We start from the raw sequence: 23,816 nt of genomic DNA on the forward strand, positions 1-23,816 counted from the left end.
CGCGGAGGCGCGGAGGCGCGGAGAACGCGGAGGTGTCGTCTACTATGGCAGGCGGCGGCCGGTCATCGTCAGCGGTTCAGGGGCTTTCTGGCCTGAATCTCCTCTGCGTCCTCTGCGCGAACAGTCTCATGGTGCTTTCGCGGCTTCGCGCGAAGATGTCAGCCGATCCCCAGATCCGCCGGGCCGAACGCGTCGGGAAGCAATTCGGACAGGCGATAGGTGCGCACCGCATCGCCCTCGGCAGATCCGCAATGGACCGGCAGGTCGCGGCCGCCCATCTGCGCGGCTTCGTTGATGACCTGTCGACAGCGGCCGCAGGGGCTGACCGGGGTGTTGCCGGTGGGCACGCCATCGGCATCCATCGCGCCGCCGATCACCCCGATGGCCACGATCTCGCGCAGCCGCCCGGCGGCCGAGGCGGTGGCGATCGCGACCGTCTCGGCACAGAGCGACAGGCCGTAGCTGGCATTTTCGAAATTGGCGCCGGTGATGACCGATCCGTCCTGCATCAGCAGCGCCGCCCCGACCGCGAAGCGGCTGTACGGCGCATGAGCATGACGCGCGGCGTCGCGGGCGGCGGCGATCAGGTCTTGCGGCAGGACCTGTGGATCGGTGGTATTCATGGCGTGACGACGTCCCAGTTTACGGGGCCTTCCACCCCATCGACCCGGCGGAAATCGCTGGCACGCCACATGCGCCAGGGGCGCGCGGCATAATCGGGCTTGAACAGATTGCCGGTCGCCCAGACAGGGCGGGGCAGGGCGGCGGTGATGCTGTATTCCGACTCGAACGCCTTGGACACGCGCAGCATCACTGGCTTGGCGGTATGCGTCTCGACCATCGCCACGAACCGGGTCAGGTCGGCGATCAACTGCGCGCGGTCAGGCCGTGCGGTGCAGTCGTCGTGGAAGGACAGGTCGATCGCGGCGGGCAGGGCATCGCCGGTGCGCGGCACGAAGATGTTGAAGGCATCGGCCTGCGCCGCGGCGGGCTGGCACAGCGAATAGATATGGATCGCGCCGCGCCGCATCCCCGCCTCGGGCAGCGCGTCCCAATTGCCCTCGAACGAGGGATCGCGGCGATCGGCGCCCGAGGTCGCGACCAGATAGGCGAAGTCGGCCCCGTTCGCGCGCAGCGTTCGCCATTCGACGGCGGGCGGCTTTTCGGGCAGGTCGATGCCCTGCAACGCATAATGCTCGGGTGAGGGGTGCCAATGCGTGACCCAGTGCCGCCCGCCCGCACTGATCGCGCCAAGGGCCAGCAGCCCCGCGCCGATTTTCCAGAGAATCGCCATTAGTTGCGGATATGCAGGACGCAGAGCAGTGTGAACAGACGGCGCGCGGTGTCGAAATCGACCTCGATCTTGCCGGTCAATCGGTCCTTCAGCATCTGCGCGGCATCGTTGTGGATGCCCCGCCTGGCCATATCGATCGTCTCGATCTGTTGCGGGGTGGCGGCGCGGATCGCCTGGTAATAGCTGTCGCAGATCGCGAAATAATCGCGGATCGGCCGCCGGAAACGGCCGAGCGCCAGCACCAGCGTCTCGATATGCGTGCCGTCCTCGCGGTGCATGTGGATGCCGAGGCGGCCCTCTTCCGACTCCAGCTTGATGCGATAGGGCCCGGCATAGCCGTCCGCCTGCGGCCGTTGCGGCGCGAAATAGTTTTCCTCGATCAGGTCGAAGATCGCGATCCGCCGCTCCTGCTCGACATCGGCCGAGCGCCAGCCCAGGCTGCGCTCGTCCAGGTCGATAGAGATGATCCGCGGATCGGCCATCCGGCAGGGATAGTCGCGAAGCGCGTGCGCCGCAAATCCCTCGCTGATCGACGCAATGTGTTTTCATCCGGCGGCGCTCCGCGCTAACGCCAGAGGAATGGCCTCCCTCGCTTTTTCCAATCCCGCTGCCGCCACCGAGCCGCAGCAGCTCCCCCGCAATATCGAGGCGGAAGCCGCGCTGCTCGGCGCGATGATGATCGACAACCGGCTGGCCGACGATCTGGTCGACCGCATCGACGCCGACCATTTCTTCGAGCCGGTGCACGGTCGCGTGTTTGCCGCGATCAAGAATCTGCGCGCCACCGACATGCTGGCGACCCCCGTCACCCTGCGCCCGATGTTCGAAGCGGACGAGGGGATGAAGGCGCTGGGCGGCCCGTCCTATCTCGCCCAGCTGACCGGGTCCGGCGCGGGCCTGATCGGTGCGCGGCAATTCGCGACGCAGATCTATGACCTCGCCATGCTGCGCGCACTGGTGACGGTGGGGCGCACGCTGGTCGACCGGGCGATGGACACCTCCGAAGAGGTGAACCCGCGCGCGCAGATCGAGCTGGCCGAGAACGAGCTGTTCAAGGTCGCGGCGGACGGCGGTTCCGAGAATGCGGTGAAGAGCTTTGCCCAGGCCACGACCATGGCGGTCAAGAATGCCGAGCGCGCGCTGAATTCGGGCGGCCATGTCTCGGGCATCACCACGGGTCTCGACTCGGTCAATGCCAAGATCGGCGGTATGCACCGGTCCGACTTGATGATCCTGGCGGGCCGCCCGGGCATGGGCAAGACCTCGCTGGCGACCAACATCGCGTTCAACGCCGCGCGCCGCTGGATGCGCGACATGCAGGACGGCATCCCGCCTTCCGAGTCGGTGGGTGCCAAGGTCGCGTTCTTCAGCCTCGAAATGTCGGCCGACCAGCTGGCGACGCGTATCCTGGCCGAGCAGTCGGGGATCAGCTCCGAAGCGCTGCGCATGGGCAAGATCAGCCGCAACGAGTTCGCCCAACTCGCCGCCGCTGCCGCCGAACTGGAACAGTTGCCGCTGTTCATCGACGATACCGGCGGCCTGTCCATCTCGGCGCTGCACACCCGCGTCCGGCGGCTTCAGCGGCGGCATAACAACGAGATCGGGCTGGTCGTGGTCGACTATCTTCAGCTGCTGACCGGCTCGGGCAAGTCGTCCGAGGGCAATCGCGTGCAGGAAATCTCGGAGATTTCGCGCGGGCTGAAGACGCTGGCCAAGGACATGAACGTGCCGGTGCTGGCGCTGTCGCAGCTCAGCCGTGCGGTCGAGCAGCGCGAGGACAAGCGGCCGATGCTGTCCGACCTTCGCGAATCGGGCTCGATCGAGCAGGACGCCGACATGGTCTGGTTCGTGTTCCGCGAAGACTATTACATGATGCAGCGCGAGCCCAAGCGCCCGATGGAAGGCGATGACGGCAAGGTCTTCGAGGATCATGCCAAGTGGGCGACCGAGGTGGAGCGGGTCTATGGCCTGGCCGAACTGATCGTAGCGAAGCAGCGTCACGGCGCCACGGGCAAGGTCGTCATGAAGTTCGACCCGACGATCACGCGGTTCACCGACTTCGCGGGGTATTGATCCGCTGGCGGTCGGCGGAAGGCTTCGGGACGGGTGGCATAGCGTGCACTTCGACTTCGCTCAGTGCGAACGGAGGGTGGCGAGTGGGGCGTGGGCAAGGCACGACGCTTGCTCATCCCTCCGTTCAGCCTAAGCGCAGTCGAAGGCCACGCCCCAACATCTCATCCGGGTCGGTATATCTGCGCGATGGCCTCGCCCGGAAAACGTATCACCTCGACCAAATCCAACGCCAGCGGTGCATCCAGCTCCGAAAACAACGCCTCGCCGCGCCCCAGCGCCACGGGCACGACCAGCAGCGCGAACTGGTCCACCAGCCGCTGTTCGATCAGGCTGCGGGCGAAGCGCACCCCGCCATGCGCGATGATCGGTCCGCCAGGCTCGGCCTTCAGCGCCGCGATTTCTTCGCCCAGGTCGCCGCTCGCGACATAGGCATCGGCCCAGCTTTCGCCGCCCGGCGGCATGGTCACCGCGGACGGGGCGATCGAATCGCCTTCGCGTGAGAAGACGGCCTTGGGGATGGCGTTCATCGGCTCGGCGAACGGGTCGCTGGAGCCGGGCCAATGGTCCGCCATCGCGTGGAACGTCTCACGCCCCATGATGTGCAGCCCGGCCTGGCCGAGATAGTCGACGCTCCAAGCTTGGGCCGCCGGGTCCTGTCCGAACATCCAGCGGTTGTCGCCGTCCACGGCGCTGACAAAGCCGTCGAGCGACATCGTCATCTTCAGGATCAATTCGCGCATAGGCACCTCCGGTCAGGAGGCTCAACGGCTGGGACAGGCGGGAGTATCCCGAACGGCCCCGAACGGTAGGTGCGCGGTCAGCCCGCCGTGACGGGCCGGTGGATGCCGCATTCGACCTTCGCAAAACCACGCCAGCGGCCCGCGCGCGGATCCTCGCCGGGGGCGACCTTGCTGGTGCATGGCGCGCAGCCGATCGACAGATACCCCTCGGCCTCCAGCGGATGGCGCGGCAGGTCATGGGCGGCGAAATAGCCGTCCAGCGCCGCCTTGTCCCAATCGGCCAGCGGGTTCAGCTTCAACCGGCCATCCTCGACCTCGAAGCGCGGCAGGGCGCGGCGCGTGCCCGCCTGAAAACCTTTGCGACCCGAAATCCACGCCTCGAACGGCGCAAGGCCACGCGCCAGCGGCTCGACCTTGCGCAGGTCGCAGCAGCCATCGGGGTCATAACCGTGGCGGATGCCGTCCGGGTCTTTTGCCGCCAGGGACGCCGGATCGGGGCGGATAACCCGAACGTCGAGCAGGCCCAGCCGCGCGACCAGCGTGTCGCGGTAGAGCAGCGTTTCGGGAAACATCTTCAGCGTGTCGGTGAACACCACCGGCGTCGCCGGATCGGCCTGCGCGACCATGTGCAGCAGCACGGCGGACTCGGTGCCGAAGGACGACACCGCTGCGATCTGGCCGTGCAGTTCTCCGGTCAGCAGGGTGCGCAGCATCTCGGGCGCGGGCACGCCCGCGAACCGCGCCTCGTAAGCCGCGGCGTCCTCCGCCGTGTAGGCGGGACGCACGTTGATCCGGTCGAGTGCGCGCTCAGCCATGGCGCAGCTTCCACACCGGCACGCGGGCATCCGCCGCCTTCTGATAGGGTTGCGGGTAGAGGGCCAGCAACTTGGTCAGCGTGGGCTCGTCGATCGGCTTTTCCGGCGCGAAGCTGTCGAAGCCGCAGCGGCGCATGTGCGGGATCTGGTCGACCAGTACGTCGCCCGCCGCGCGCAACTCGCCCTCGAACCCAGCCTCGCGCAGGATGCGCGCCGCCGAATAGCCGCGCCCGTCGCGAAAGGTCGGGAAGCTGATCTCGACCAGCGCGATCTGCCCCAGATGTGCCAGCAGTTCGCGCGCGTCGTCGCCCGCCTCCAGCCGGACGGCGGTGGCATTGGTCTGGCCCAGAAACGCATCCAGCGTCACCGCCGGTTCGTCATGCACCACATCGTCTCGAAAGCGCAGCAGGGTCGCACCCGCATGGGTGTTCACGGTGATCGGCTCAACCATAAATGGCTTCCTTGAACGGCTGCATGCCGACGCGGCGATAGGTGTCGAGGAAGCGTTCGTCCGCCTCGCGCAGTTCGACGTAACGGTCGGTCACACGCTCGATCGCGTCGACCACGCCGTCTTCGTCGAAACCGGGACCGGTGATCTTGCCGAGCGACACATCCTCCGCCCCCGATCCGCCGAGCAGCAGCTGGTAATTCTCGGTCCCCTTCTTGTCGACGCCCAGGATGCCGATATGTCCGGCATGATGGTGGCCGCAGGCATTGATGCAGCCCGAGATCTTCAGCTTCAACTCGCCCAGTTCGCGCTGCCGCCCGGCGAAGCGCTCGCCGATCTTCTGCGCCAGCGGGATGGAGCGAGCATTAGCCAGGCTGCAATAATCCAGGCCGGGGCAGGCGATGATGTCCGAGATCAGGTCGAGGTTCGCCTCGGCCAGCCCGGCGTCGCGCAAAGCGGTCCAGATGGCGTACAGGTCGGCCTTGCGGACATGCGGCAGGACGATGTTCTGGGCGTGGGTGACGCGCAGTTCGTCATGGCCATGCCGCTCGGCCAAGTCGGCCATCAGGTCGATCTGGTCGGCCGAGGCGTCGCCGGGGATGCCGCCGATCGGCTTCAGGCTGATCGTGACGATGGCATGGCCGGGCCGCTTGTGCGCCGCGACATTCTGGTCCAGCCAGACCGCGAAGTCGGGGTCGGAGCGGTCAATCGTGTCGGGCGCATCGCTTGCGAAATCGGGCCCGGCGAACATCGCGGTGATCCGCGCCAATTCGGCGACCGGCGGGTCGATACCGAGGTCGCGGATCGCGGCGAACTCCGCCTCCACCTGGTCGCGATACGCATCGACGCCGATCTCGTGCAGCAGGATCTTGATCCGCGCCTTGTAGATGTTATCGCGGCGGCCATAGCGGTTATAGACCCGCAGGCACGCCTCCAGATAGCTCATCAGATGGTCGGCGGTGATGAAATCCTTCACCTCATGCGCGATCATCGGCGTGCGGCCCATGCCGCCACCGACGAAGATCTTCGCGCCGAGCACGCCGTTGCGCTCCAGCAGCTGGATGCCGATATCGTGCAGCCGCATCGCCGCCCGGTCCTCGTCCGCCGCGATCACCGCGATCTTGAACTTGCGGGGCAGGTAGGTGAATTCGGGGTGGAAGGTCGACCATTGGCGCAGCAATTCGGCCCAGGGGCGCGGATCGGCGACTTCGTCGGCGGCGGCACCGGCGAACTGGTCGGACGAGATGTTGCGGATGCAGTTGCCCGACGTCTGGATGGCATGCATCTGCACCGTCGCCAGCTCGGCGAGGATGTCGGGCGCATCGGCCAGCTTGATCCAGTTATACTGGATGTTCTGGCGCGTGGTGAAATGGCCGTACCCACGGTCATATTTGCGCGCGATATGGCCGAGCATCCGCATCTGGCGGCTGTCCAGCGTGCCATAGGGCACCGCGACGCGCAGCATATAGGCGTGAAGCTGCAAATAGAGGCCGTTCATCAGCCGCAGCGGCTTGAACTGGTCCTCGGTCATCGCGCCCGAGAGGCGACGGCTTACCTGGTCGCGAAATTCCTCGACGCGGGCATCGACGATGCCCTGGTCATATTCGTCATAGCGATACATGGCGGTCTCTCAAATCACGCGCTTCAGATTACCCAGGCACCGGCGTCCGCATCGGCGGGCTTCAGTGTCAGGTCGGGGCGCACCGTGGGGCCGAGCGCGCGGATACGGTCCTTGATATGGGCGGGGCGGGGGCCTTGTTCGGTGGCCTCGGCATCGATCAGATAGGGGACGTTGACCCGACGCGCGCCTTCCTCGGCCCGCAGGATCGCCTCGCCGGTCGCGCCGACATCGACCGCATCCTCGACATGGCGCGACCAGTCGCGGCCCGTCCACCAGACCACGTCGCCGGTCGCCAGATCATTGCCCGTCAGCAGTTTCATGCACCCATTCCTTCCGCCACGCGGGCCCAACGCGCGAGCTTGTCTTCGGCATCCGACAGGGTGACGACCTCGCCCACGACGATGATCGCCGGGCTCTTCACCGCTTCGCGCTCGACCATGGGGCCGAGATCGGCGAGCAGGGTGCGGATGGCGCGGTGGCCGTCCAGCGTCCCGCGCTCCAGCACCGCGACCGGCATGTCGGGGGCGACACCGTCCGCCATCAGCTTGTCGGCGATCCCGTTGGCGGTCGCCACGCCCATATAGATGACCAGCGTGCGGCCCTGGCCTGCCAGCCCCGACCAGTCCTGATCGGTCAGCCCCTTGCACTGGCCCGCGACGAAGGACACCGCCGAACTATGGTCGCGGTGCGTCAGCGGCAGCATGGCCTCCGCCGCGCAGCCAAGCGCGGCAGAGACGCCGGGGATCACCTCGACAGGGAGCCCGGCGGCACGCACCGCCTCCACTTCCTCGCCGCCACGCCCGAAGATGAACGGGTCGCCGCCCTTCAATCGCACGACGATCGCGCCGGTCTTCACATGCGCGACGATCAGGGCGTTGATCGCCTCCTGCGACAAGGTGTGCCGCGCGCGCCGCTTGGCGACCGAGATACGTTGCGCCTCTGGCGGCGCCAGGTCGAGGACGCGGCTGTCGATCAGCCCGTCATGGACCAGGACGTCGGCGGTCTTCAGCGCCTCGACGGCGCGGACGGTCAACAGGCCCGGATCGCCGGGGCCTGCGCCGACAAGGATCACGCGTCCGCGTGCGGTGGGATCGAGGAGACTGACCATGCCCTACAGATGATCCCGGCGGCCATCCTCCACAACCGAGCGATGCTTGGGGAGGCGGTAGATCAGCTTGGGACAGTCGATGCTGCAACGCATATAGTATAACATATTTGCCTATCCCCCCAATTTATGATTGAATGGATTCGCAAAAATCAAGGCGGGGAAGAGTCGAATGGGGGAATATCGTTACGCCAAGTGTCTGTTGGGGGCGTCGTTAATTGCGCTGGCATGGTCGGGCGTTGCATCGGCTCAGGTGGCGGATGGCAGAGTTGCCAATCCGGGCGTTCAGGACGACGCGCCCCTGACCGGTGTGGCCGCCTCGACCGACAAGATCGACGCCCGGCAAGACAAGCGCGATCCATCGGATGTCATCGTTACGGGCACGCGGATCGTCCGCCCCAACATGACCAGCAACGCGCCGATCACCACCATCGACTCGACCTATCTCAAGGAGCGGGGCCTTGCCCGGGTCGAAGATGCGCTGGCGCAACTGCCGCAGGTCACGCCGATGCTGGGCTTGCAGGGCCAGAACTGGACCTCGGGCGCCGCGCCGGTCGGCTTGCGCAACCTGGGAGCCGGGCGGACGCTGACGCTGCTCAACGGGCAGCGGATGGACAATGATGTCAACATCATCCCCGGTGCGCTGATCGAGCGGATCGACATCATGACCGGCGGCGCCTCGGCGGTCTATGGCTCGGACGCGATCGCGGGCGTGGTCAACTTCATCCTGAAGCGCAAGTTCAACGGCATCGCCTTCGATGGCGAGGTCAGCGGCTTCAACCACAATAACAACAACCCGCTGCTCGCCACAGCCGCGCAGAATGCGGGCTATACCTATCCGCGCGGCACCTATCTGGGGGGCGGCAACTATTTCGCATCGCTGGCGGCGGGAAAGAACCTGCTGGGTGATCGGCTGAACATCAGCGGTTTCGTGACCTATAAGAAAGCCGATCCGATCCAGTTTCGGAATATCGATACCGTCAACTGCCCGCTTCTGATGTTCGATCCCAATAATCGCGATGCGGGCAATACGAAATGGGCGTGCGACGGCACCACCTACAATCCGTATAATTATTTCAACATCAATGATCAGGACCGGACCAATGCGCGCGACGGTTCGCGCAGCTTTCGCCCCTACGACACGGCGGACGAGGTGCGTGTCCAGCGCGTCGACTCGATCCAGCGGCGCAGTGAAACGGTCAACAGCGGCGGCTTCCTGACGGCGGAACTGCCGCTGGGGATGCGGCTGAACGGCAGCTTCCTGTACAGCCGTATCGTGGAGACCGGGGCCAATTCGGTCAATGGCGGGCTGTGGACGCCTGCCGCGCCGGTCAATTGCGACAATCCGTTCCTCAGCGCGTCGCAGGCCCAGGAAATCTGCGGCGCAGCGGCGGGCAGCACCGCGCTCAGCAAGCCCATCGCGCTGTCGCTGTTCCGCCCCGGCATGATGGTGAACTTTCGCAACACGACCAACGATTGGCGCGGCTCGCTCAATTTGTCGGGGATGATCGTCGACAAGATCCGGTTCGAGCTCAGCTATCAGCAGACCCGCAACATCATGAATGGGTCGGCCGATCATCTGTATGTGCCCGATCAGGCCGATCGACTGGCACGCGGGCTTCAGGTTCGCAACGTCAACGGCGTGCCGACCTGTCTGTCGAAGATCAACGGCACGGACCCGAACTGCCAGCCGATCGATGCCTTTTCGTCAAACACCTCGATCAGCGATGCGGTCTATAACTGGGTGACAGGACCGGGCAGCCGACGCCAGCAGAACGACCTGCAGGTCATCAACGGCATCGTGTCCGGCACGCTGGAGGATTACGGGATCAAGAGCCCGTTCGCCACCAACGGCGTCGGTTTCGCGATTACCGGCGAATATCGGAAATATCGCAACCAGTCGCAGGGCTTCGGCTCATGGTCCAACTTCACGACCTTCGACGGGCGAACCAGCGTGAAGGAGCTGGGCGGCGAAATCGACATTCCGTTGGTCGAGGACAAGCCCTTCATCAAGGAACTGAGCATCAATGGCGGCTATCGGATTTCCGATTACGACGTCTATCAGAGCCTGATCCATAGCTGGAAGGCGGAGGCGAGCTGGGCGCCGGTGGACGGCCTGCGTTTCCGGGGCAGCTATAACCGCGCTGTGCGGGTGGGCGTGCTCCAGCGCCTGGAGGGTGAGAACCGCTATCCCAACACGCTGATGCTCGATCTATGCGCGCCGCCGCGCGCATCGAGCGACGGAAAGGGCGCGACGCGCTATACGTTCGATCGGTGCTCGATCGGCATGACGCGGGCGCAATATGATGCGCTGACCAGCTATACCGGCTGTGATTCCAACGGCTTCTGCCCGACGACGTTGGTCAATGGCGGCAATTCTGCCCTGCAGCCCGAACGCTCGCGCAGCAAGACGCTGGGCGTGGTGTTCCAGCCTCGCGCCATTCCGGGCCTGACCGCCTCGGCCGACTGGTACGACATCAACATCCAGGGCGCGTTCGAATGGACCCGCATCGGCATGGCGTTCAACCAATGCTATGACAACAAGGTCGAGTTCTTCTGCCAATTCTATAAGCGCGACCCCCAGACGGGGCAGCTTCTGATCGCCGACGCCCGCTATAACAATTCCGGCTATACCGCCACGCGGGGCATCGATTTCAGCACCAATTATGCGCTCGATCCGAAGCGGTTCGGCATGAAGGACAATATCGGCACCTTCGGCCTGAACTTCAACGGCACGCTGACCACCAAGTACGAACGCCAGTTCGCGCCAGGCAATACGCCCTGGTCGTGCCTGGGCTATTTCGGCTTTGCCTGCGGCGATCCGATGCCGCGCTGGCGCCATGTCGCGGGCGTCAACTGGCAGTTGCCGTGGATCAAGGGCGGTCTCGGCTTCACCTGGCGCTATACCGGCCCGACGAACAATTCGAAGCTGTCGACCAATACGGTTCTGGCAGCGGCACCGGGCCAGAGCTATCCTCTGGCCAATCGCATTCCGGGCTACAGCTATTTCGACTTCAACACCAACGTCACGCTGGTGAAGGGGATCGACGTGCGGTTCAACGTCCAGAATCTCTTCGACAAGGACCCGCCGCTGATCGGCGACGATCTGACATATAGCACTGGTCAGTTTTTCAATACCTTCCCGACCTATTACACGGTACGGGGACGGACCCTGCGGGTCGGCATCTCCGCCCGCTTCTAAACGACGGGATGGCCCGGAACCTCGGTTCCGGGCCATTTTCCTATCGGCGCACTCCGATCGGGATCGTCGCGGCGACCTGCTCCGTTTCCGCGCTGGCGACCGGATAGGCGCAGTAATCGGCGGCGTAATAGGCGCTGGGGCGGTGATTGCCCGACCAGCCGATGCCGCCGAACGGCGCGCTCGATGCCGCGCCGTTGGTCGGGCGGTTCCAGTTGACGATCCCGGCACGGATGCCGGTCCAGAACTGCTCGTACCGGTCGCGTGACGGTGAGATCAGCGAGGCGGACAGGCCGTAGCGGGTGGCATTGGCCTGTTCGATGGCCTGCGCGAAGTCGCGTGTGCGGCAGACTTGCAGGACGGGGCCGAACAATTCGTCGTCGGGGCGGTCGGCGACGGTGCTGACGTCGAGGATGGCAGGCGTCAGCAGCGGCAGGCCGGGCGTCACGCGCTCCAGCGGGCGAATGACCTTCGCGCCCAGATCGCCAACGGCCTTCAACAAATGGTCCGCCGCGGCATTGTCGATCACCGGCCCCATGAACGGCGCGGGGGCGTCGTGCGGCGCGCCGACGATCAGCCGGTCGATGAGGCGGGTCAGCGCCGCCATCAGCGGATCGAACAGCCGGTCCTCGACGATCAGCCGCCGCCCGGCGGTGCAGCGCTGCCCGGCGGTGGTATAGGCCGACTGGACGATCAGCGCGGCGGCGGCGTCCAGATCGGGATCGTCCCAGACGATGATCGGATTGTTGCCGCCCATCTCCAGCGCGAGGATCTTTTCCGGCCACTCGGCGAACTGGCGATTGAGCGCGAGGCCGGTCCGTGCCGAGCCGGTAAAGAGCAGCCCGTCGATCTCGTCATGCCCGGCGAGCGCACGGCCCTGATCGGGGCCACCGACCAGCAGCCGGACGGCCCCTTGGGGCACCCCCGCCGCATGATAGCATTCGACCAGGAACGCACCCGTCGCGGGTGTCTTTTCGGACGGCTTGAAGACCACCGCATTCCCGGCGAGCAGGGCGGGCACGATATGGCCGTTGGGCAAATGCGCGGGGAAATTATACGGCCCCAGCACCGCCAGCACGCCGTGCGGCCGGTGGCGCAGCGCCATGCGCCCGCCGCCCGGCTGATCGGTGAACCGCTCGCCGGCGCGCTCGGCCTGGGCGGTGATCGAGATGGCGACCTTGGCGATGACCGTGTCGACCTCGGTCTTCGCTTCCCAGAGCGGCTTGCCCGTCTCGCGCGCGATCAGGTCGGCAAAGGCGACGGCGCGGTCCCGCACGACCTCCGCGAAACGGCGCAGCATGTCGATCCGCCCGGCCAGCGGCGTCGTCGCCCAACCGGCCCATGCGGCGCGCGCGGCGGCCACTTCCCGGTCTGCGTCACCGATGGGAAGCTCGGCGATCAGCGCGCCGGTGGCGGGTTCATAGGTCGACAGACATTCGCTCATGAGGGAAGGCTAGGCCCCCGCCGCCGGGTCGGCAAGCGCCCGGCCCATCGCCCGTACGCGGGCGACCTTGTCATGGAGCAGGGTCCAGTCGTCACGCTCGGCGATGGGGGCCCAGATCGCCTCGACCTCGTCGATCAGCATCGATTCCGGGCTACCCTGCCAATAGGCGTCGTCGCGGGCGCGGCGTGGGTGATAAGGCTCGATCAGGTCGCGAAGCGGGTTCCAGCTTTCGTCATAGTGATCCGGCACCTGCCCGCCGAACAGGTCGAAATAGGTGCGGTCCAGGCCGGCCTGGCTGTCGCGCAGCGCGCGCTCGAAGGTCTGGACCAATGCGCGGTCCTCGGTGCCGCCGCGTGGGGTCAGTCCCAGCCGCCAGAGGATCGCGGTGACGATCTCCGCCTGATAGGTCGTGGCGAACCCCTCGAGCGCGGCGATCAGCGGATCGCTCTCCGCGATCAGGCGCAGGCTGGAGGCGAGTTGCATCACGTCCCACTGGATCGCCTCGGGCTGGCGGGCGAGGGCGTAGAGGCCCGTCTGGTCGAAATAGGCCGCGGTGAACTCCGGGTCCCAGGTCGGCGCGAACCGCCACGGGCCATAGTCGAAGCTTTCGCCCGTCACGTTGATATTGTCGGAATTGAGAACGCCGTGGACGAACCCGGCGGCCATGTAGCGCGCCGCCAGCGTCGCGGTCCGCTGCGCCACCAGGGTCAGCAGCCGGACGGGATCGTCCGAATCCTCGCCGTAAAAATGCCGGAGGACATAGGCGACCAGCCGCTTAATGCCCGCCTCGTCGCGCTCGAAGGCCAGACGCTGGAAACTGCCGATGCGGATATGGCCATGGCTCATCCGCACCATGACGGCCGAGCGGGTGGGGGAGGGTTCGTCGCCCCGGTGCAGCGCCTCGCCCGTCTCGATGATCGACAGCGTGCGCGAGGTGGGGACGTTCAGCGCCTCCAGCATCTCGGTCGCCAGGATTTCGCGCACGCCGCCCTTCAGCGTCAGGCGACCGTCGCCCGAGCGGCTGTACGGCGTCTGCCCCGACCCCTTGGTGCCGAGTTCGAGCAACCGGCCATCGCGCGCGGTCATCTGCGCGAAGGTGAAGCCGCGCCCGTCGCCCAGGTCGGAATTGTAATGGCGGAACTGATGCCCGTGATAGCGCATCGCGAACGGCCCTGGCAGCGTATCGGGCAAGGGGGCGAACCGGCCGAGATGCCGTGCCCATTCGTCATCGGTCAGCGTCTCCAGCCCGATCTCGGCCGCCGCGCGGTCGTTGCGGAAGCGGATGATCGTCTGCGGGAAATCGGCGGGCGCCACGGGATCGGCGATGAAATCGGCGATCTCGGTGAGTGCGGATGCGGGGCGATAGGCTTGCGGGGATACGGGCATACCGCGATATGGAGGTGGCACCGGAGGACCTTCAAGCATGATCCCTCATGAGAATCGTTATTGGTGGTCGAAGGACGGCCTGCGGCTCCATGCGCGCGACTATCCCGGTTCGGACGCATTGCCCCCGGTTATCTGCCTGCCCGGCCTGACCCGCAACGCCCGTGATTTCGAAGGGCTGGCGGAGGCGCTGGCGGGCCGCGCGCGGGTGATCGCGGTCAGCTTTCGGGGGCGGGGCGAGAGCGCCTATGCCAAGGACCCGATGACCTATGTGCCGCTGACCTATGTCCAGGATGTCGAGGCGATGCTGGACGAATTCGGCATCGGGCGCTTCGTCGCGGTCGGCACGTCGCTGGGCGGGATCGTGACGATGGTGCTGGCCGCGACCGCGCGCGGGCGGCTGGCGGGGGCGGTGCTGAACGATATCGGGCCGGAGATCGAGGCGGCGGGCCTGGGGCGCATCCGCGGCTATGTCGGCAAGGGGCAGAGCTTCCCCACCTGGCTGCACGCCGCGCGTTGCGTGCAGGAGACGAACGAGGACGTCTATCCCGGCTGGGGCATCGAGGACTGGCTGGCCATGGCCAAACGCACCCACCGCCTGACCAGCGCGGGGCGGATCGTGCTCGATTACGACCTGAAGATCGCCGAGCCGTTCCGCGTGCCCAATACGGAGGGCGGGCCGGACATGTGGGCCGCGCTCGACGCGCTGAACGGCGTGCCGACCCTGGTGGTGCGCGGCGAGCGCTCGGATATCCTGGGCGCGGGTGTCGCGGAGCGGATGGTCGAGCGGTTGGCCCCGTCCGAGCTGGTGACGGTGCCGAATGTCGGCCACACGCCGCTGTTGACCGAGCCGGAGGCACTGGCGGGGATCGAGCGGCTGCTCGACCGGGTGGCGGGATAGGAGAGAAACGCCTTCAACACCCCAGCGCCACCATCCCGGCGAAGGCCGGGATCCAGTTGGGGAAGCGCCAAAGATCTGCGCCCATCGAGCAGCAACTGGACCCCGGCCTTCGCCGGGGTGGTGCACGATTGGGGCATGGGTTGACCATTGCGATGACGCTTCGTGGTTCGGACAAAGGTGAGTGCGCGGAGGCGATGGCGGTTTTCAACACCGCCGCCGCCCGCTAATCCGGCGACCATGGCCCGTCCGCTCCACATCCTGCATCTCCACTCCTCCTTCTCGCTGGGCGGCAAGGAGGCGCGCGCGGTCGCGTTGATGAACGCGTTTGGCGACGCCGCGAAGCACACCATCGTATCGGGCATCCCCGATCAGCTCGGCGCGCGGCATGCCATCGCGAAGGGTGTTCGCTACGAGATCGCGCAGGATGCCCCGCCGCTGACCGGCAAGCCCTCGGTCAAACGCTATGAGGCGATCGCCGCCTATATGCGCCGTTTCGACCTGGTGCTGACCTATAATTGGGGGGCGATCGACGGCGTGATGGCGCGCCGCGTCTATGCCAAGGGCGCGCCGCCGCTGGTGCATCACGAGGACGGCTTCAACGCCGACGAGGCGCGCGGCCTGAAGCTGGAGCGCAACATCTATCGCCGCATCGCCCTGTCGGCGGCGGATGCGCTGGCGGTGCCGAGCCATATCCTGGAGGGCATCGCCCGCCAGACCTGGAAACAGCCCGCCGAGCGTGTTCACCGCATTCCCAACGGCATCGACACCCGGCTCTACACCCGCGATCCCGATCCCAAGGGCATTCCGGGTTTCGTGCGACAGCCCAAGGAGATCGTGGTCGGCGCACTGGCGGGCCTGCGCACCGTCAAGAACCTGCCGATGCTGGTCCGCGCGATGGGCGGCATTCCCAACCGTTTCCGCCTGGTGATCGTCGGCGAGGGGCCCGAGCGCGCGAATATCCAGCAGGCCGCCGCCGCCATGGGCATCGCCGACCGGCTGGTGATGCCGGGCTTCCTGGAACGGCCATATAATTACATCCGCCATTTCGACATCGTGGCGCTGTCCTCCATGTCCGAACAGGCGCCGATCTCGGTGCTGGAGGGGATGGCCGCGGGCCTGCCCATCGCCTCGCTGCCGGTGGGCGATGTGCCGATGATGGTGTCCGAGCCCAATCGCCAGTTCATCGCCGATGCGCCCAACGAGGTGCGCCTGCGCGACGTGATCCAGGCGTTGATCTCGCACCCCGACCTGCGCGCCGAGGCGGGGGCGGCCAACCAGGCGCGGGTGCGCGCCGAGTTCGACCAGGCGCAGATGGTCGCGCGCTACAAGGCATTGTACGAACAGGTCCTGGGGCGGCCCGGCGCTCTGGGCTGATCGTCCGCACCGGGGCGTGCTGTTAATTCCCCTCGCTAAGCGTTCCCAACACGCTATATGAGGCCCTTTCGGACAGACAAGGTAACGACGTGTTCAAAGGCTTGAGCCCCATCCTGTACAACGGCCGCGAAGTCTGGCCGCTGATCGAAGGTGGGAAGGGCGTCGCTGCGACCAATCACGCCTCGGCGGGAGCCTGGGCGGCGGCTGGCGGCGTCGGCACCGTGTCGGCGGTCAACGCGGACAGCTATGACGCCGAGGGCAAGATCATTCCGCAGATCTACCGTGCGCTGACCCGGCGCGAGCGGCACGAGGAACTGATCGAATACGCCATCGAGGGCGCGGTACAGCAGGTCAAGCGCGCTTGGGACATTGCCGGTGGCAAGGGCGCGATCAACATCAACGTGCTGTGGGAAATGGGCGGCGCGCAGCGGGTGCTGGAAGGCGTGCTGGCGCGGACCAAGGGCCTGGTCGCGGGCGTCACCTGTGGTGCCGGCATGCCCTACAAGCTGTCCGAGATCGCGGCGCATCACCAGGTCAGCTATCTGCCGATCGTCTCGTCGGGCCGCGCCTTCCGCGCGCTGTGGAAGCGCGCCTATTCCAAGGCGTCGGAATGGCTGTCGGCGGTGGTGTACGAGGACCCCTGGCTCGCCGGTGGCCATAACGGCCTGTCCAACGCCGAAGACCCGTTGCAGCCGCAGGACCCGTATCCGCGCGTGAAGGCGCTGCGCGACACGATGCGCGAAGGCGGGATTTCGGACGATGTGCCGATCGTGATGGCGGGCGGCGTCTGGTACTTACGCGACTGGAACGACTGGATCGACAATCCCGAGCTGGGCAAGATCGCCTTCCAGTTCGGCACGCGCCCCCTGCTGACGCAGGAAAGCCCGATCCCGGAGGACTGGAAGCAGCGGCTGATGACGATCGAGGAGGGCGATGTCCTGCTCCACCGTTTCTCGCCGACCGGTTTCTATTCCAGTGCGGTGCGCAATCCGTTCCTGCGCAGCCTGGAAGCGCGGTCCGAGCGCCAGATCGCCTTTTCGACCCAAGAAGCCGGCGACCATGTCTTCCAGCTCGACGTGGGCGTGAAGGGCAAGAATTTCTGGGTGACCAAGGGCGACCTGCTGCGCGCGCGCGAATGGTTCGGCAGTGGCTTCACCATGGCGCTGAAGACCCCCGACAACACGCTGGTCTTCGTGAGCCCCGAGGAAGCCAAGGAAATCCGCAAGGACCAGGCCGACTGCATGGGCTGCCTGTCGCAGTGCCTGTTCTCCAGCTGGGCGGACAGCGAGACCAATTCGACCGGCCGTCTGGCCGATCCGCGCAGCTTCTGTATCCAGAAGACGCTGCAGGAAATCGCCCATGGCGGTGACGTCGAGCAGAATCTGATGTTCGCGGGCCATGCCGCGTACAATTTCAAGCGTGACCCCTTCTACTCGAACGGCTTTGTGCCGACCGTGAAGCAGCTGGTCGATCGCATCCTGACCGGTGACTAAACGCGGATGATGACGCCGGAACTCTGCGGGACGCTGCGTAGCGTCGCGAGAGTGATGGCGTCATTTCCCGAAGGCTGGTCGATCATCGGCAGTGCGGCGATGGTCCTGCACGGCGTCGATGCGGGACCGGTCGGGGATGTCGACCTGCTGGTCGAACCCTGGCTGGCGGATGCGGTGTTCGAGCAGATGGGCGTGACGCCGCTGACACTGCCGCCCGACCCGTTGTTTCGCTCGGCCGCTTTTGCCAAATGGGATAAGCCGCCAGTCCCGGTCGAGGTGATGGCGGGGCTGCACGTTGCGGTCGCCGGGCAGTGGCAACCGGTCGCGCTGTCCACGCGCAAACGGATCGATATCGCCGGTCAGCGTCTGTTCGTGCCGGAGTCCTCGGAATTGCTGACGCTGTTCCGGCTGTTCGGTCGGCCCAAGGATGCGCCGCGCATTCGGGCTTTGGCGGCGGCGGAGGCGGCGGTACGACCGACCGCCTCCGCCTGACCCGATCAGTCGGCGACGGTGCCGACCACCGCGCCCGCCGTCCCGCCGACCGCTGCACCACGCTCGACGCTACCGCCGGTCGCCGCCGCGACGCCTGCACCACCCGCACCACCGATCGCGGCACCCTTCAGCGTCGAGCAGGCCGAGATCGACATGGCGGTGGCGGCGAGGGCAAAGGTAAATGCCAGCTTTTTCATGGTGGTAGCTCCCGTTGAAATGACAGGGAGGGAATGCAGACGCGCCGCCACGGTTCCGCACCGCAATATTTTGACATGGTTTCGGCGGCGCGCGACCATGCCGCAACGCATCATGACGGTGATGACAGGACATGGTTGATCCATGTCACCCGCTGTGTCAGGCAAAGGTCATGCAATCAGATATCCGTGCGATCGTCGCCGCCTCGTCCCATGCCCTCGTCACGGGCAACAAGGTGGCCGGACTCTACGACCAGTCGGCGGACCGGCATCTGCGCATCGCGGCGGAGGCGCGCGGCCAGCATCTCCAGGGGCTGGACGGAGACCGCGGCGTGAAGTTCGGCGGCACCCTGCCCGAGCTCAGGGAAACCGGGGCAGGGGGATCGATCTATATGGAGATCGGCGACGGCACCGCGCGCGGCTTCGACCGGACGACGTCGAGCCATTTCACCTGTCGCAGCGATGACGACGTGGTCCAGCTCTACGACCACTCGGTCAGCGCGTGGTTCAGCTACCGCGTGCAGACCGTCTGATCCAGACGGGGAGGGGGATTTTAGGGCGGATCAACATTCAGTCCCCTTCTAATTCCTCCCCTTTCAGGGGAGGAATGAAATGGATGTCGACCCGGCCTAAATCCATCCTTCCAGCACCTGGTCCGGCGGGCGATGGCCGTCGGCCCAGCTGCGGATATTGGCGATGACCCGCTCGCCCGAGGCGACCCGCCCCTCCAGCGTGGCGGAGCCCATATGTGGGGTCAGCACGACATTGGGCAGCGCCAGCAGACGGGGATCGATCTCGGGCTCGTGCCGCCACACGTCCAGCCCCGCACCCGCCAGGCGACCGCCCTCCAGCGCGTCGACCATCGCATCCTCGTCGACGATCCCGCCACGGCTGGCGTTGATCAGATAGACGTGCGGCCGCATCAGGGCGATGCGGCGGCGGTCGATCAGGTCGTGGCTGTCGGCGTTGAGCGGCGTGTGGATCGACACGATGTCGACCGTGCCCAGCATCGCGTCGAGATCGTCATGCCAGGTCGCGCCCAGTTCGGCCTCGATGCTGGCGGGCAGGCGGCGGCGGTTATGATAGTGGATCGTCAGGCCGAAGGCGCGCGCGCGGCGTGCGACCGCCTGTCCGATCCGCCCCATGCCGACGATGCCCAGCGCCTTGCCGCCGATCCGGTGGCCCAGCATCCCGCCGGGGCTCCAGCCCTTCCACGCGCCGGAGCGGACCAGCTTCTCGCCCTCGGCCAGGCGGCGCGGCACCGACAGGATCAGCGCCATCGTCATGTCGGCGGTATCCTCGGTCAGGACGCCGGGCGTGTTGGTGACGATGATGCCGCGCGCGCGCGCCGCCTTCAGGTCGATATGGTTCACGCCCGCCCCGAAATTGGCGATCAGCTTCAGGCGTGGGCCCGCACCTGCGATCAGGTCGGCGTCGATCGCATCGGTCACGGTCGGGACCAGTACGTCGCAATCCGCCATTGCCGCGGCCAGTTCGTCGGGCTGCATCTTCTCGTCGGATCGGTTCAGCCGCGTATCGAACAGCGCGGCCATCCGCGCCATGATCGGATCGGGCAGTTCGCGGGTGACGACCACCCTGGGGTTCAGGCAGCGGCGTGGATCGACCATGCGTCATGGATTGGGGCATGGCCGTGCGTCCGTCAACCGGCCCCGTCAACTCGGCAAGCCGCTTGCGAACATGGTTGAAGCGCCGCCCCGGCTCGGCGTAGAGGCGGGATGGGCGGGCAGGTAAAGGGATAATGGATGCGCAGGTCGATCGCCGGACTGGTACTGATCGCGACAATGCTGTCGACCGGCCTGGCCGCTCCCGCCGCCATGGCCGCGTCGGAAAAGCGCGCCATGCCCTATTACGGCTCGATCGGCGCGACGGTCGCCCGGATGCGGACCGGCCCGGCACGCGCCTATCCCGCCAGCTGGACCTATCGCCGTCAGGATTTGCCTATCAAGGTGCTGGCCGCGTTCAAGGAATGGCGCAAGGTGCAGGACCCCGACGGCACCGAAGGCTGGATGCTCGCGGTCCTGCTGCGCAACACCCGCACCGCGATCGTGCGCGGCACCGAACCACTGCCCATGCGCTCGGCCCCGAGCGAGGGCGCCAAGACGCTGTGGCGTGCGGCGCCGGGTGTCGTCGGGCGGATCAGCGAGTGCAACGGCGGCTGGTGTCGGCTTGACGTGAAGGGACAGGCCGGGTTCGTGCCGGTGGGGTCGATCTGGGGCGTCGAGCCGGGCGAGACGGTGCCGTAATTCGTTCTTGGGGCACCCTCAATCCCAGGCACGCCCCTCCCGCAAGCGGGAGGGGATGGGGGAGGGAAGGCCACAAGCGATGGTCTTGGTGAGACTCCTTGCCCTCCCCCGACCCAGCTTCAGGTAAACGATGCCCCGCATCGCTTAGAGTTTGATCCATCCAATCCGAAGCGCCACCCCGGCGGAGGCCGGGGCCCAGTTGCGAAAGCTTCATTGATGGAGCGCGCTGGACCATCACAACGGCACCCCCGACTGGACCCCGGCCTCCGCCGGGGCGGTAACGCAACAGGTCTGGTCTGGTGGATCAAACGCCAGGTCATGCCGGGGGCATGACCGACCTGAAACTCGCCTGCGGAAGGGGAGAAAAAGGGGGAGCGCGGCCTTAACGCCCAGGCACCGCCTTACATCAACTCCACCGCCATCGCGGTCGCCTCCCCGCCACCGATGCACAGCGACGCGACACCCCGCTTCGCGCCCTTCGTCTCCAGCGCCGACAACAGCGTCGCCAGCACGCGCGCGCCGCTTGCCCCGATCGGGTGGCCCAGTGCGCAGGCGCCGCCATGGACGTTCAGCCGGTCATGCGACAGGCCCAGGTCGTGCATCGCGATCATCGCGACCGCCGCGAATGCCTCGTTCACCTCATAGAGATCGGCATCGCCGGTCGACCAGCCCGCGCGCTCCAGCGCCTTGCGCATCGCAAAGACCGGGGCGGTGGTGAAGCGGGCGGGCGCATGGGCGTGTCCGGCCTGCGCCACGACCCGCGCGATCGGGGTCAGGCCCAGCCGCTCCGCGACGCTCAACCGCGTCATGACCAGCGCGGCCGCACCGTCCGAGATGGACGAGGCGTTGGCCGCCGTGATCGTGCCGTCCTTGGCGAAGGCGGGCTTGAGCGTCGGGATCTTGGCGGGATCGCCCTTGGCGGGCTGCTCGTCGAGCGTCACCTGTTCCTCGCCCTTGCGGGTCTTGACCGTGACGGGCACGATCTCGCGGTCGAACGCGCCTGACCCTTGCGCTGCCTTGGCGCGCTCCAGCGAGGCGATGGCGAAATCGTCCTGGGCGGCGCGCGTGAACTGATACTCCTGCGCCGCCTCTTCGGCGAAATGGCCCATCAGCCGTCCGCGTTCATAGGCGTCTTCCAGCCCGTCGAGGAACATGTGGTCGTACAGCGTATCATGGCCGATGCGCGCGCCGCCGCGATGCTTGTGGCTGAGATAGGGGGCGTTGGTCATGCTCTCCATGCCGCCCGCGACGATGATCTCGGCCGAACCCGCCGCCAGCGCCTCGGCCGCCATGATCGCGGCCTGCATGCCCGAGCCGCACATCTTGTTGACCGTCGTCGCCTCGACATGCTCGCCCAGCCCGGCAAAGATCGCCGCTTGGCGCGCGGGCGCCTGGCCCAGCCCGGCGGGCAGGACGCAGCCCATATGGATACGCTCGACCAGGGCGGGGTCGACACCGGCCCGCTCGACCGCGCCCTTGACGGCGGCGGCTCCCAGCTGGGTCGCCGACAGGCCCGACAGGCTGCCCTGGAACGATCCCATGGGGGTACGGGCATAGGACAGGATGACGATGGGGTCCGTCATGGCATACTCTCCGATAGGTCTGTTTTGATGTCGTTGTTTGCCGCGCGCCTTACGCCTTTTGCTTGAGGGCGCAAAGGGGGGTAGGGGCGGGCCATGACGTTCGGGGCGGCATCGGCGGCATGGGCCGCGATCTATGGCGGGGCGGGGGCGATCACGGGCTCGTTCGTCGCCGCGCTGGTGCTGCGCTGGCTCGACGATCGCTCGGTCCTGGTCGGCCGGTCGGCGTGCGACGGGTGTGGCGGCACGCTGCGCGCCTGGGAACTGGTCCCCGTGTTCAGCTTCGTCCTGCTGCGTGGTCGCTGTGCGCGCTGTCGCCAGCCGATCGACCCGGTGCACTGGCGGATCGAGGTGCTGGCGGCGCTGATCGGTGCGGTGGCGGGCTGGGTCACCGGGGCGGACGGATGGACCGGCGCGCTGTTCGGCTGGTCGCTGCTGGCGCTGGGCGCGCTCGATGCGCTGGCGCTCTGGCTGCCCGATCGGTTGACCGCGTGGCTGGCGGTGACCGGGCTGCTGACCGGCCTGGTCAGCCCCGTGCCCCCGCTGGACGACCGGATCATCGGCGGCGTGGTCGGCTTCGGCGCGCTATGGGGAATCGCGGCGGGCTATCGCTGGTGGCGCGGGCGCGAGGGCATGGGCGGCGGCGATCCCAAGCTGATGGGTGCGATCGGCCTGTGGCTGGGCTGGCGGATGTTGCCTGCCATACTGCTGGTGGCGTGCGTGATCGGGCTGGGCTTCGTCGCGTTCCGGCGGCTGCTGGGGCATCGAACCGGCGCGCAGGACATGGTGCCGCTCGGGCTGTTGCTGGCGCTGGCGGCTTACCCGGCCTGGGTGGTGATGATAGGAGGGATGCCATGATGCTGCTGTCGATGCTCGCCCTGGCGCAGGCCGTCGCGCCGCCCGTGCCGGGTGCGCTTCCTCCACAGGCGCTGCCGGACAAGGGCTGTGCCGCGTATCTCTGGGCGGTTCAGGACCAGCGTTTCGTGGCGATGGCCGAACCGGGACGGCTGCGCCTGGTGCTCGACGGCAAGCCGGTCGACCTGCCCGCCACCGAGGCCGGGGGCGTCGGAACTTTGGGGCTGGCCAGCACGACGCGTTATGCCGGGGCGGGCGTCGTCGCCACGTTGGACATGACCATCGTCCGCAGGGAAACGTTGCAGGATGGGGCAATGGTGTCGGAGGCGGCATTGCGCCTGACCCGCGGAAATCAGGACGAAATCATCGTGCCGGTCGGTGGTCTTGTCGGGTGCGCCGCCACATCGCGTTGATCCTGCAAGGGAACTTTGCGCCCTGTCCCGGCGTTTGCTGATCGTTGGGGGATCGTTCCGAATACGGAGGAGCCCTGTCGGAAAGGGGCTTTTGACAGCGTGGCGGAATGGAACGGTAGACACACCTG

Annotated in this window: 24 protein-coding genes; 10 read left to right on the forward strand and 14 right to left on the reverse strand. The window is 66.7% G+C overall.

What is annotated here, in order from left to right:
* Nucleotides 1-158: 158 nt before the first annotated feature.
* The 3 genes from U1703_RS03100 to U1703_RS03110 are packed head-to-tail and all read right to left on the reverse strand — an operon-like array spanning nt 159 to nt 1,776.
* Nucleotides 159-623 carry a cytidine deaminase gene (locus U1703_RS03100; RefSeq protein ID WP_332784530.1) on the reverse strand — a complete coding sequence of 155 codons (465 nt, stop codon included), beginning with the start codon at nt 621-623 and terminating at the stop codon, nt 159-161.
* The gene (locus U1703_RS03105; protein ID WP_332784531.1) at nt 620-1,294 is read right to left on the reverse strand and encodes a GH25 family lysozyme; all 675 of its coding nucleotides are present in this window, start codon (nt 1,292-1,294) and stop codon (nt 620-622) included. The genes U1703_RS03100 and U1703_RS03105 overlap by 4 nt, the downstream gene beginning before the upstream one ends.
* Nucleotides 1,294-1,776, reverse strand: a complete 483-nt coding sequence (locus U1703_RS03110; RefSeq protein WP_332784532.1) for a UPF0262 family protein — start codon at nt 1,774-1,776, stop codon at nt 1,294-1,296. Before U1703_RS03110 ends, U1703_RS03105 begins: the two co-directional genes overlap by 1 nt.
* Nucleotides 1,777-1,873: 97 nt before the next feature.
* Here U1703_RS03110 and U1703_RS03115 point away from each other — a divergent pair, with 97 nt between their 5' ends.
* Entirely contained in the window at nt 1,874-3,367 is a 1,494-nt protein-coding gene (locus U1703_RS03115; protein WP_320452700.1) for a replicative DNA helicase, read from the forward strand.
* Between the two features lie 161 nt (nt 3,368-3,528).
* Here the strand turns inward: U1703_RS03115 and U1703_RS03120 are convergent, their stop codons facing one another.
* The 6 genes from U1703_RS03120 to cobA all read right to left on the reverse strand — a co-directional run bounded on the left by U1703_RS03120 (nt 3,529) and on the right by cobA (nt 8,099).
* Nucleotides 3,529-4,107, reverse strand: a complete 579-nt coding sequence (locus U1703_RS03120; protein ID WP_332784533.1) for a dihydrofolate reductase family protein — start codon at nt 4,105-4,107, stop codon at nt 3,529-3,531.
* Between the two features lie 77 nt (nt 4,108-4,184).
* The gene (locus tag U1703_RS03125) at nt 4,185-4,922 is read right to left on the reverse strand and encodes a phosphoadenylyl-sulfate reductase (protein WP_332784534.1); all 738 of its coding nucleotides are present in this window, start codon (nt 4,920-4,922) and stop codon (nt 4,185-4,187) included.
* Complete coding sequence (locus U1703_RS03130) at nt 4,915-5,373, reverse strand: DUF934 domain-containing protein (RefSeq protein WP_320452697.1); 459 nt, start codon at nt 5,371-5,373, stop codon at nt 4,915-4,917. Before U1703_RS03130 ends, U1703_RS03125 begins: the two co-directional genes overlap by 8 nt.
* Nucleotides 5,366-6,991, reverse strand: coding sequence for a nitrite/sulfite reductase (locus tag U1703_RS03135; protein ID WP_332784535.1), 1,626 nt, complete (start codon nt 6,989-6,991; stop codon nt 5,366-5,368). The genes U1703_RS03130 and U1703_RS03135 overlap by 8 nt, the downstream gene beginning before the upstream one ends.
* A 23-nt stretch (nt 6,992-7,014) precedes the next feature.
* Nucleotides 7,015-7,311 carry a DUF2849 domain-containing protein gene (locus U1703_RS03140; protein ID WP_320452695.1) on the reverse strand — a complete coding sequence of 99 codons (297 nt, stop codon included), beginning with the start codon at nt 7,309-7,311 and terminating at the stop codon, nt 7,015-7,017.
* A complete protein-coding gene (gene cobA, locus U1703_RS03145; protein ID WP_332784536.1) occupies nt 7,308-8,099 on the reverse strand; it encodes a uroporphyrinogen-III C-methyltransferase in 792 nt (263 codons plus the stop codon). The genes U1703_RS03140 and cobA overlap by 4 nt, the downstream gene beginning before the upstream one ends.
* 250 nt (nt 8,100-8,349) lie before the next feature.
* Between cobA and U1703_RS03150 the strand changes: the two genes are divergently transcribed.
* Nucleotides 8,350-11,298 (forward strand): TonB-dependent receptor domain-containing protein, encoded by a 2,949-nt coding sequence (locus tag U1703_RS03150; RefSeq protein ID WP_332784537.1) that lies wholly within the window; start codon nt 8,350-8,352, stop codon nt 11,296-11,298.
* A gap of 40 nt (nt 11,299-11,338) precedes the next feature.
* Here the strand turns inward: U1703_RS03150 and astD are convergent, their stop codons facing one another.
* Together astD and U1703_RS03160 are read right to left on the reverse strand one after the other, a co-directional pair.
* Entirely contained in the window at nt 11,339-12,739 is a 1,401-nt protein-coding gene (astD, locus tag U1703_RS03155) for a succinylglutamate-semialdehyde dehydrogenase (protein ID WP_332784538.1), read from the reverse strand.
* A gap of 9 nt (nt 12,740-12,748) precedes the next feature.
* Complete coding sequence (locus U1703_RS03160) at nt 12,749-14,125, reverse strand: protein adenylyltransferase SelO family protein (protein WP_332784539.1); 1,377 nt, start codon at nt 14,123-14,125, stop codon at nt 12,749-12,751.
* Between the two features lie 37 nt (nt 14,126-14,162).
* Here U1703_RS03160 and U1703_RS03165 point away from each other — a divergent pair, with 37 nt between their 5' ends.
* From U1703_RS03165 to U1703_RS03180, 4 genes are all read left to right on the forward strand, one after another.
* On the forward strand, nt 14,163-15,023 hold the full coding sequence (locus tag U1703_RS03165; RefSeq protein WP_332784540.1) for an alpha/beta fold hydrolase: 861 nt from the start codon (nt 14,163-14,165) through the stop codon (nt 15,021-15,023).
* A gap of 237 nt (nt 15,024-15,260) precedes the next feature.
* On the forward strand, nt 15,261-16,397 hold the full coding sequence (locus U1703_RS03170; protein WP_332784541.1) for a glycosyltransferase family 4 protein: 1,137 nt from the start codon (nt 15,261-15,263) through the stop codon (nt 16,395-16,397).
* An 89-nt stretch (nt 16,398-16,486) separates the two neighbouring features.
* Nucleotides 16,487-17,890, forward strand: coding sequence for an NAD(P)H-dependent flavin oxidoreductase (locus tag U1703_RS03175; protein WP_320452688.1), 1,404 nt, complete (start codon nt 16,487-16,489; stop codon nt 17,888-17,890).
* A 54-nt stretch (nt 17,891-17,944) separates the two neighbouring features.
* Complete coding sequence (locus U1703_RS03180) at nt 17,945-18,382, forward strand: hypothetical protein (RefSeq protein ID WP_332784542.1); 438 nt, start codon at nt 17,945-17,947, stop codon at nt 18,380-18,382.
* Between the two features lie 5 nt (nt 18,383-18,387).
* Here the strand turns inward: U1703_RS03180 and U1703_RS03185 are convergent, their stop codons facing one another.
* Nucleotides 18,388-18,579 (reverse strand): YMGG-like glycine zipper-containing protein, encoded by a 192-nt coding sequence (locus U1703_RS03185; protein ID WP_320452686.1) that lies wholly within the window; start codon nt 18,577-18,579, stop codon nt 18,388-18,390.
* Between the two features lie 170 nt (nt 18,580-18,749).
* Here U1703_RS03185 and U1703_RS03190 point away from each other — a divergent pair, with 170 nt between their 5' ends.
* Nucleotides 18,750-19,109 (forward strand): hypothetical protein, encoded by a 360-nt coding sequence (locus U1703_RS03190; protein ID WP_332784543.1) that lies wholly within the window; start codon nt 18,750-18,752, stop codon nt 19,107-19,109.
* 96 nt (nt 19,110-19,205) lie between these two features.
* On the opposite strand, the gene U1703_RS03195 is transcribed toward U1703_RS03190, so the two are convergent.
* A complete protein-coding gene (locus tag U1703_RS03195) occupies nt 19,206-20,204 on the reverse strand; it encodes a 2-hydroxyacid dehydrogenase (protein ID WP_332784544.1) in 999 nt (332 codons plus the stop codon).
* Nucleotides 20,205-20,339: 135 nt separating this feature from the next.
* On the opposite strand from U1703_RS03195, the gene U1703_RS03200 reads away from it, so the two are divergent.
* On the forward strand, nt 20,340-20,840 hold the full coding sequence (locus U1703_RS03200) for an SH3 domain-containing protein (RefSeq protein ID WP_332784545.1): 501 nt from the start codon (nt 20,340-20,342) through the stop codon (nt 20,838-20,840).
* A gap of 401 nt (nt 20,841-21,241) precedes the next feature.
* Here the strand turns inward: U1703_RS03200 and U1703_RS03205 are convergent, their stop codons facing one another.
* The gene (locus U1703_RS03205) at nt 21,242-22,423 is read right to left on the reverse strand and encodes an acetyl-CoA C-acyltransferase (RefSeq protein WP_332784546.1); all 1,182 of its coding nucleotides are present in this window, start codon (nt 22,421-22,423) and stop codon (nt 21,242-21,244) included.
* 93 nt (nt 22,424-22,516) lie between these two features.
* Here U1703_RS03205 and U1703_RS03210 point away from each other — a divergent pair, with 93 nt between their 5' ends.
* A complete protein-coding gene (locus U1703_RS03210; RefSeq protein ID WP_332784547.1) occupies nt 22,517-23,278 on the forward strand; it encodes a prepilin peptidase in 762 nt (253 codons plus the stop codon).
* Nucleotides 23,275-23,688, forward strand: coding sequence for a hypothetical protein (locus U1703_RS03215; RefSeq protein ID WP_332784548.1), 414 nt, complete (start codon nt 23,275-23,277; stop codon nt 23,686-23,688). Before U1703_RS03210 ends, U1703_RS03215 begins: the two co-directional genes overlap by 4 nt.
* Nucleotides 23,689-23,816: the final 128 nt, after the last annotated feature.

This window comes from Sphingomonas flavida (assembly GCF_036663655.1).
GTDB lineage: Bacteria > Pseudomonadota > Alphaproteobacteria > Sphingomonadales > Sphingomonadaceae > Sphingomonas.

Coding starts and splice junctions, on each gene's coding strand:
- U1703_RS03120 (WP_332784533.1), bottom strand. CDS start 4,107: ATGCGCGAATTGATCCTGAAGATGACGATGTCGCTCGACGGCTTTGTC.
- U1703_RS03195 (WP_332784544.1), bottom strand. CDS start 20,204: ATGGTCGATCCACGCCGCTGCCTGAACCCCAGGGTGGTCGTCACCCGC.
- U1703_RS03190 (WP_332784543.1), top strand. CDS start 18,750: ATGCAATCAGATATCCGTGCGATCGTCGCCGCCTCGTCCCATGCCCTC.
- U1703_RS03170 (WP_332784541.1), top strand. CDS start 15,261: ATGGCCCGTCCGCTCCACATCCTGCATCTCCACTCCTCCTTCTCGCTG.
- U1703_RS03165 (WP_332784540.1), top strand. CDS start 14,163: ATGATCCCTCATGAGAATCGTTATTGGTGGTCGAAGGACGGCCTGCGG.
- U1703_RS03140 (WP_320452695.1), bottom strand. CDS start 7,311: ATGAAACTGCTGACGGGCAATGATCTGGCGACCGGCGACGTGGTCTGG.
- U1703_RS03125 (WP_332784534.1), bottom strand. CDS start 4,922: ATGGCTGAGCGCGCACTCGACCGGATCAACGTGCGTCCCGCCTACACG.
- U1703_RS03110 (WP_332784532.1), bottom strand. CDS start 1,776: ATGGCCGATCCGCGGATCATCTCTATCGACCTGGACGAGCGCAGCCTG.
- U1703_RS03200 (WP_332784545.1), top strand. CDS start 20,340: ATGCGCAGGTCGATCGCCGGACTGGTACTGATCGCGACAATGCTGTCG.
- astD (WP_332784538.1), bottom strand. CDS start 12,739: ATGAGCGAATGTCTGTCGACCTATGAACCCGCCACCGGCGCGCTGATC.
- U1703_RS03135 (WP_332784535.1), bottom strand. CDS start 6,991: ATGTATCGCTATGACGAATATGACCAGGGCATCGTCGATGCCCGCGTC.
- U1703_RS03205 (WP_332784546.1), bottom strand. CDS start 22,423: ATGACGGACCCCATCGTCATCCTGTCCTATGCCCGTACCCCCATGGGA.
- U1703_RS03180 (WP_332784542.1), top strand. CDS start 17,945: ATGGCGTCATTTCCCGAAGGCTGGTCGATCATCGGCAGTGCGGCGATG.
- cobA (WP_332784536.1), bottom strand. CDS start 8,099: ATGGTCAGTCTCCTCGATCCCACCGCACGCGGACGCGTGATCCTTGTC.
- U1703_RS03210 (WP_332784547.1), top strand. CDS start 22,517: ATGACGTTCGGGGCGGCATCGGCGGCATGGGCCGCGATCTATGGCGGG.
- U1703_RS03160 (WP_332784539.1), bottom strand. CDS start 14,125: ATGCCCGTATCCCCGCAAGCCTATCGCCCCGCATCCGCACTCACCGAG.
- U1703_RS03185 (WP_320452686.1), bottom strand. CDS start 18,579: ATGAAAAAGCTGGCATTTACCTTTGCCCTCGCCGCCACCGCCATGTCG.
- U1703_RS03105 (WP_332784531.1), bottom strand. CDS start 1,294: ATGGCGATTCTCTGGAAAATCGGCGCGGGGCTGCTGGCCCTTGGCGCG.
- U1703_RS03100 (WP_332784530.1), bottom strand. CDS start 623: ATGAATACCACCGATCCACAGGTCCTGCCGCAAGACCTGATCGCCGCC.
- U1703_RS03215 (WP_332784548.1), top strand. CDS start 23,275: ATGATGCTGCTGTCGATGCTCGCCCTGGCGCAGGCCGTCGCGCCGCCC.
- U1703_RS03115 (WP_320452700.1), top strand. CDS start 1,874: ATGGCCTCCCTCGCTTTTTCCAATCCCGCTGCCGCCACCGAGCCGCAG.
- U1703_RS03130 (WP_320452697.1), bottom strand. CDS start 5,373: ATGGTTGAGCCGATCACCGTGAACACCCATGCGGGTGCGACCCTGCTG.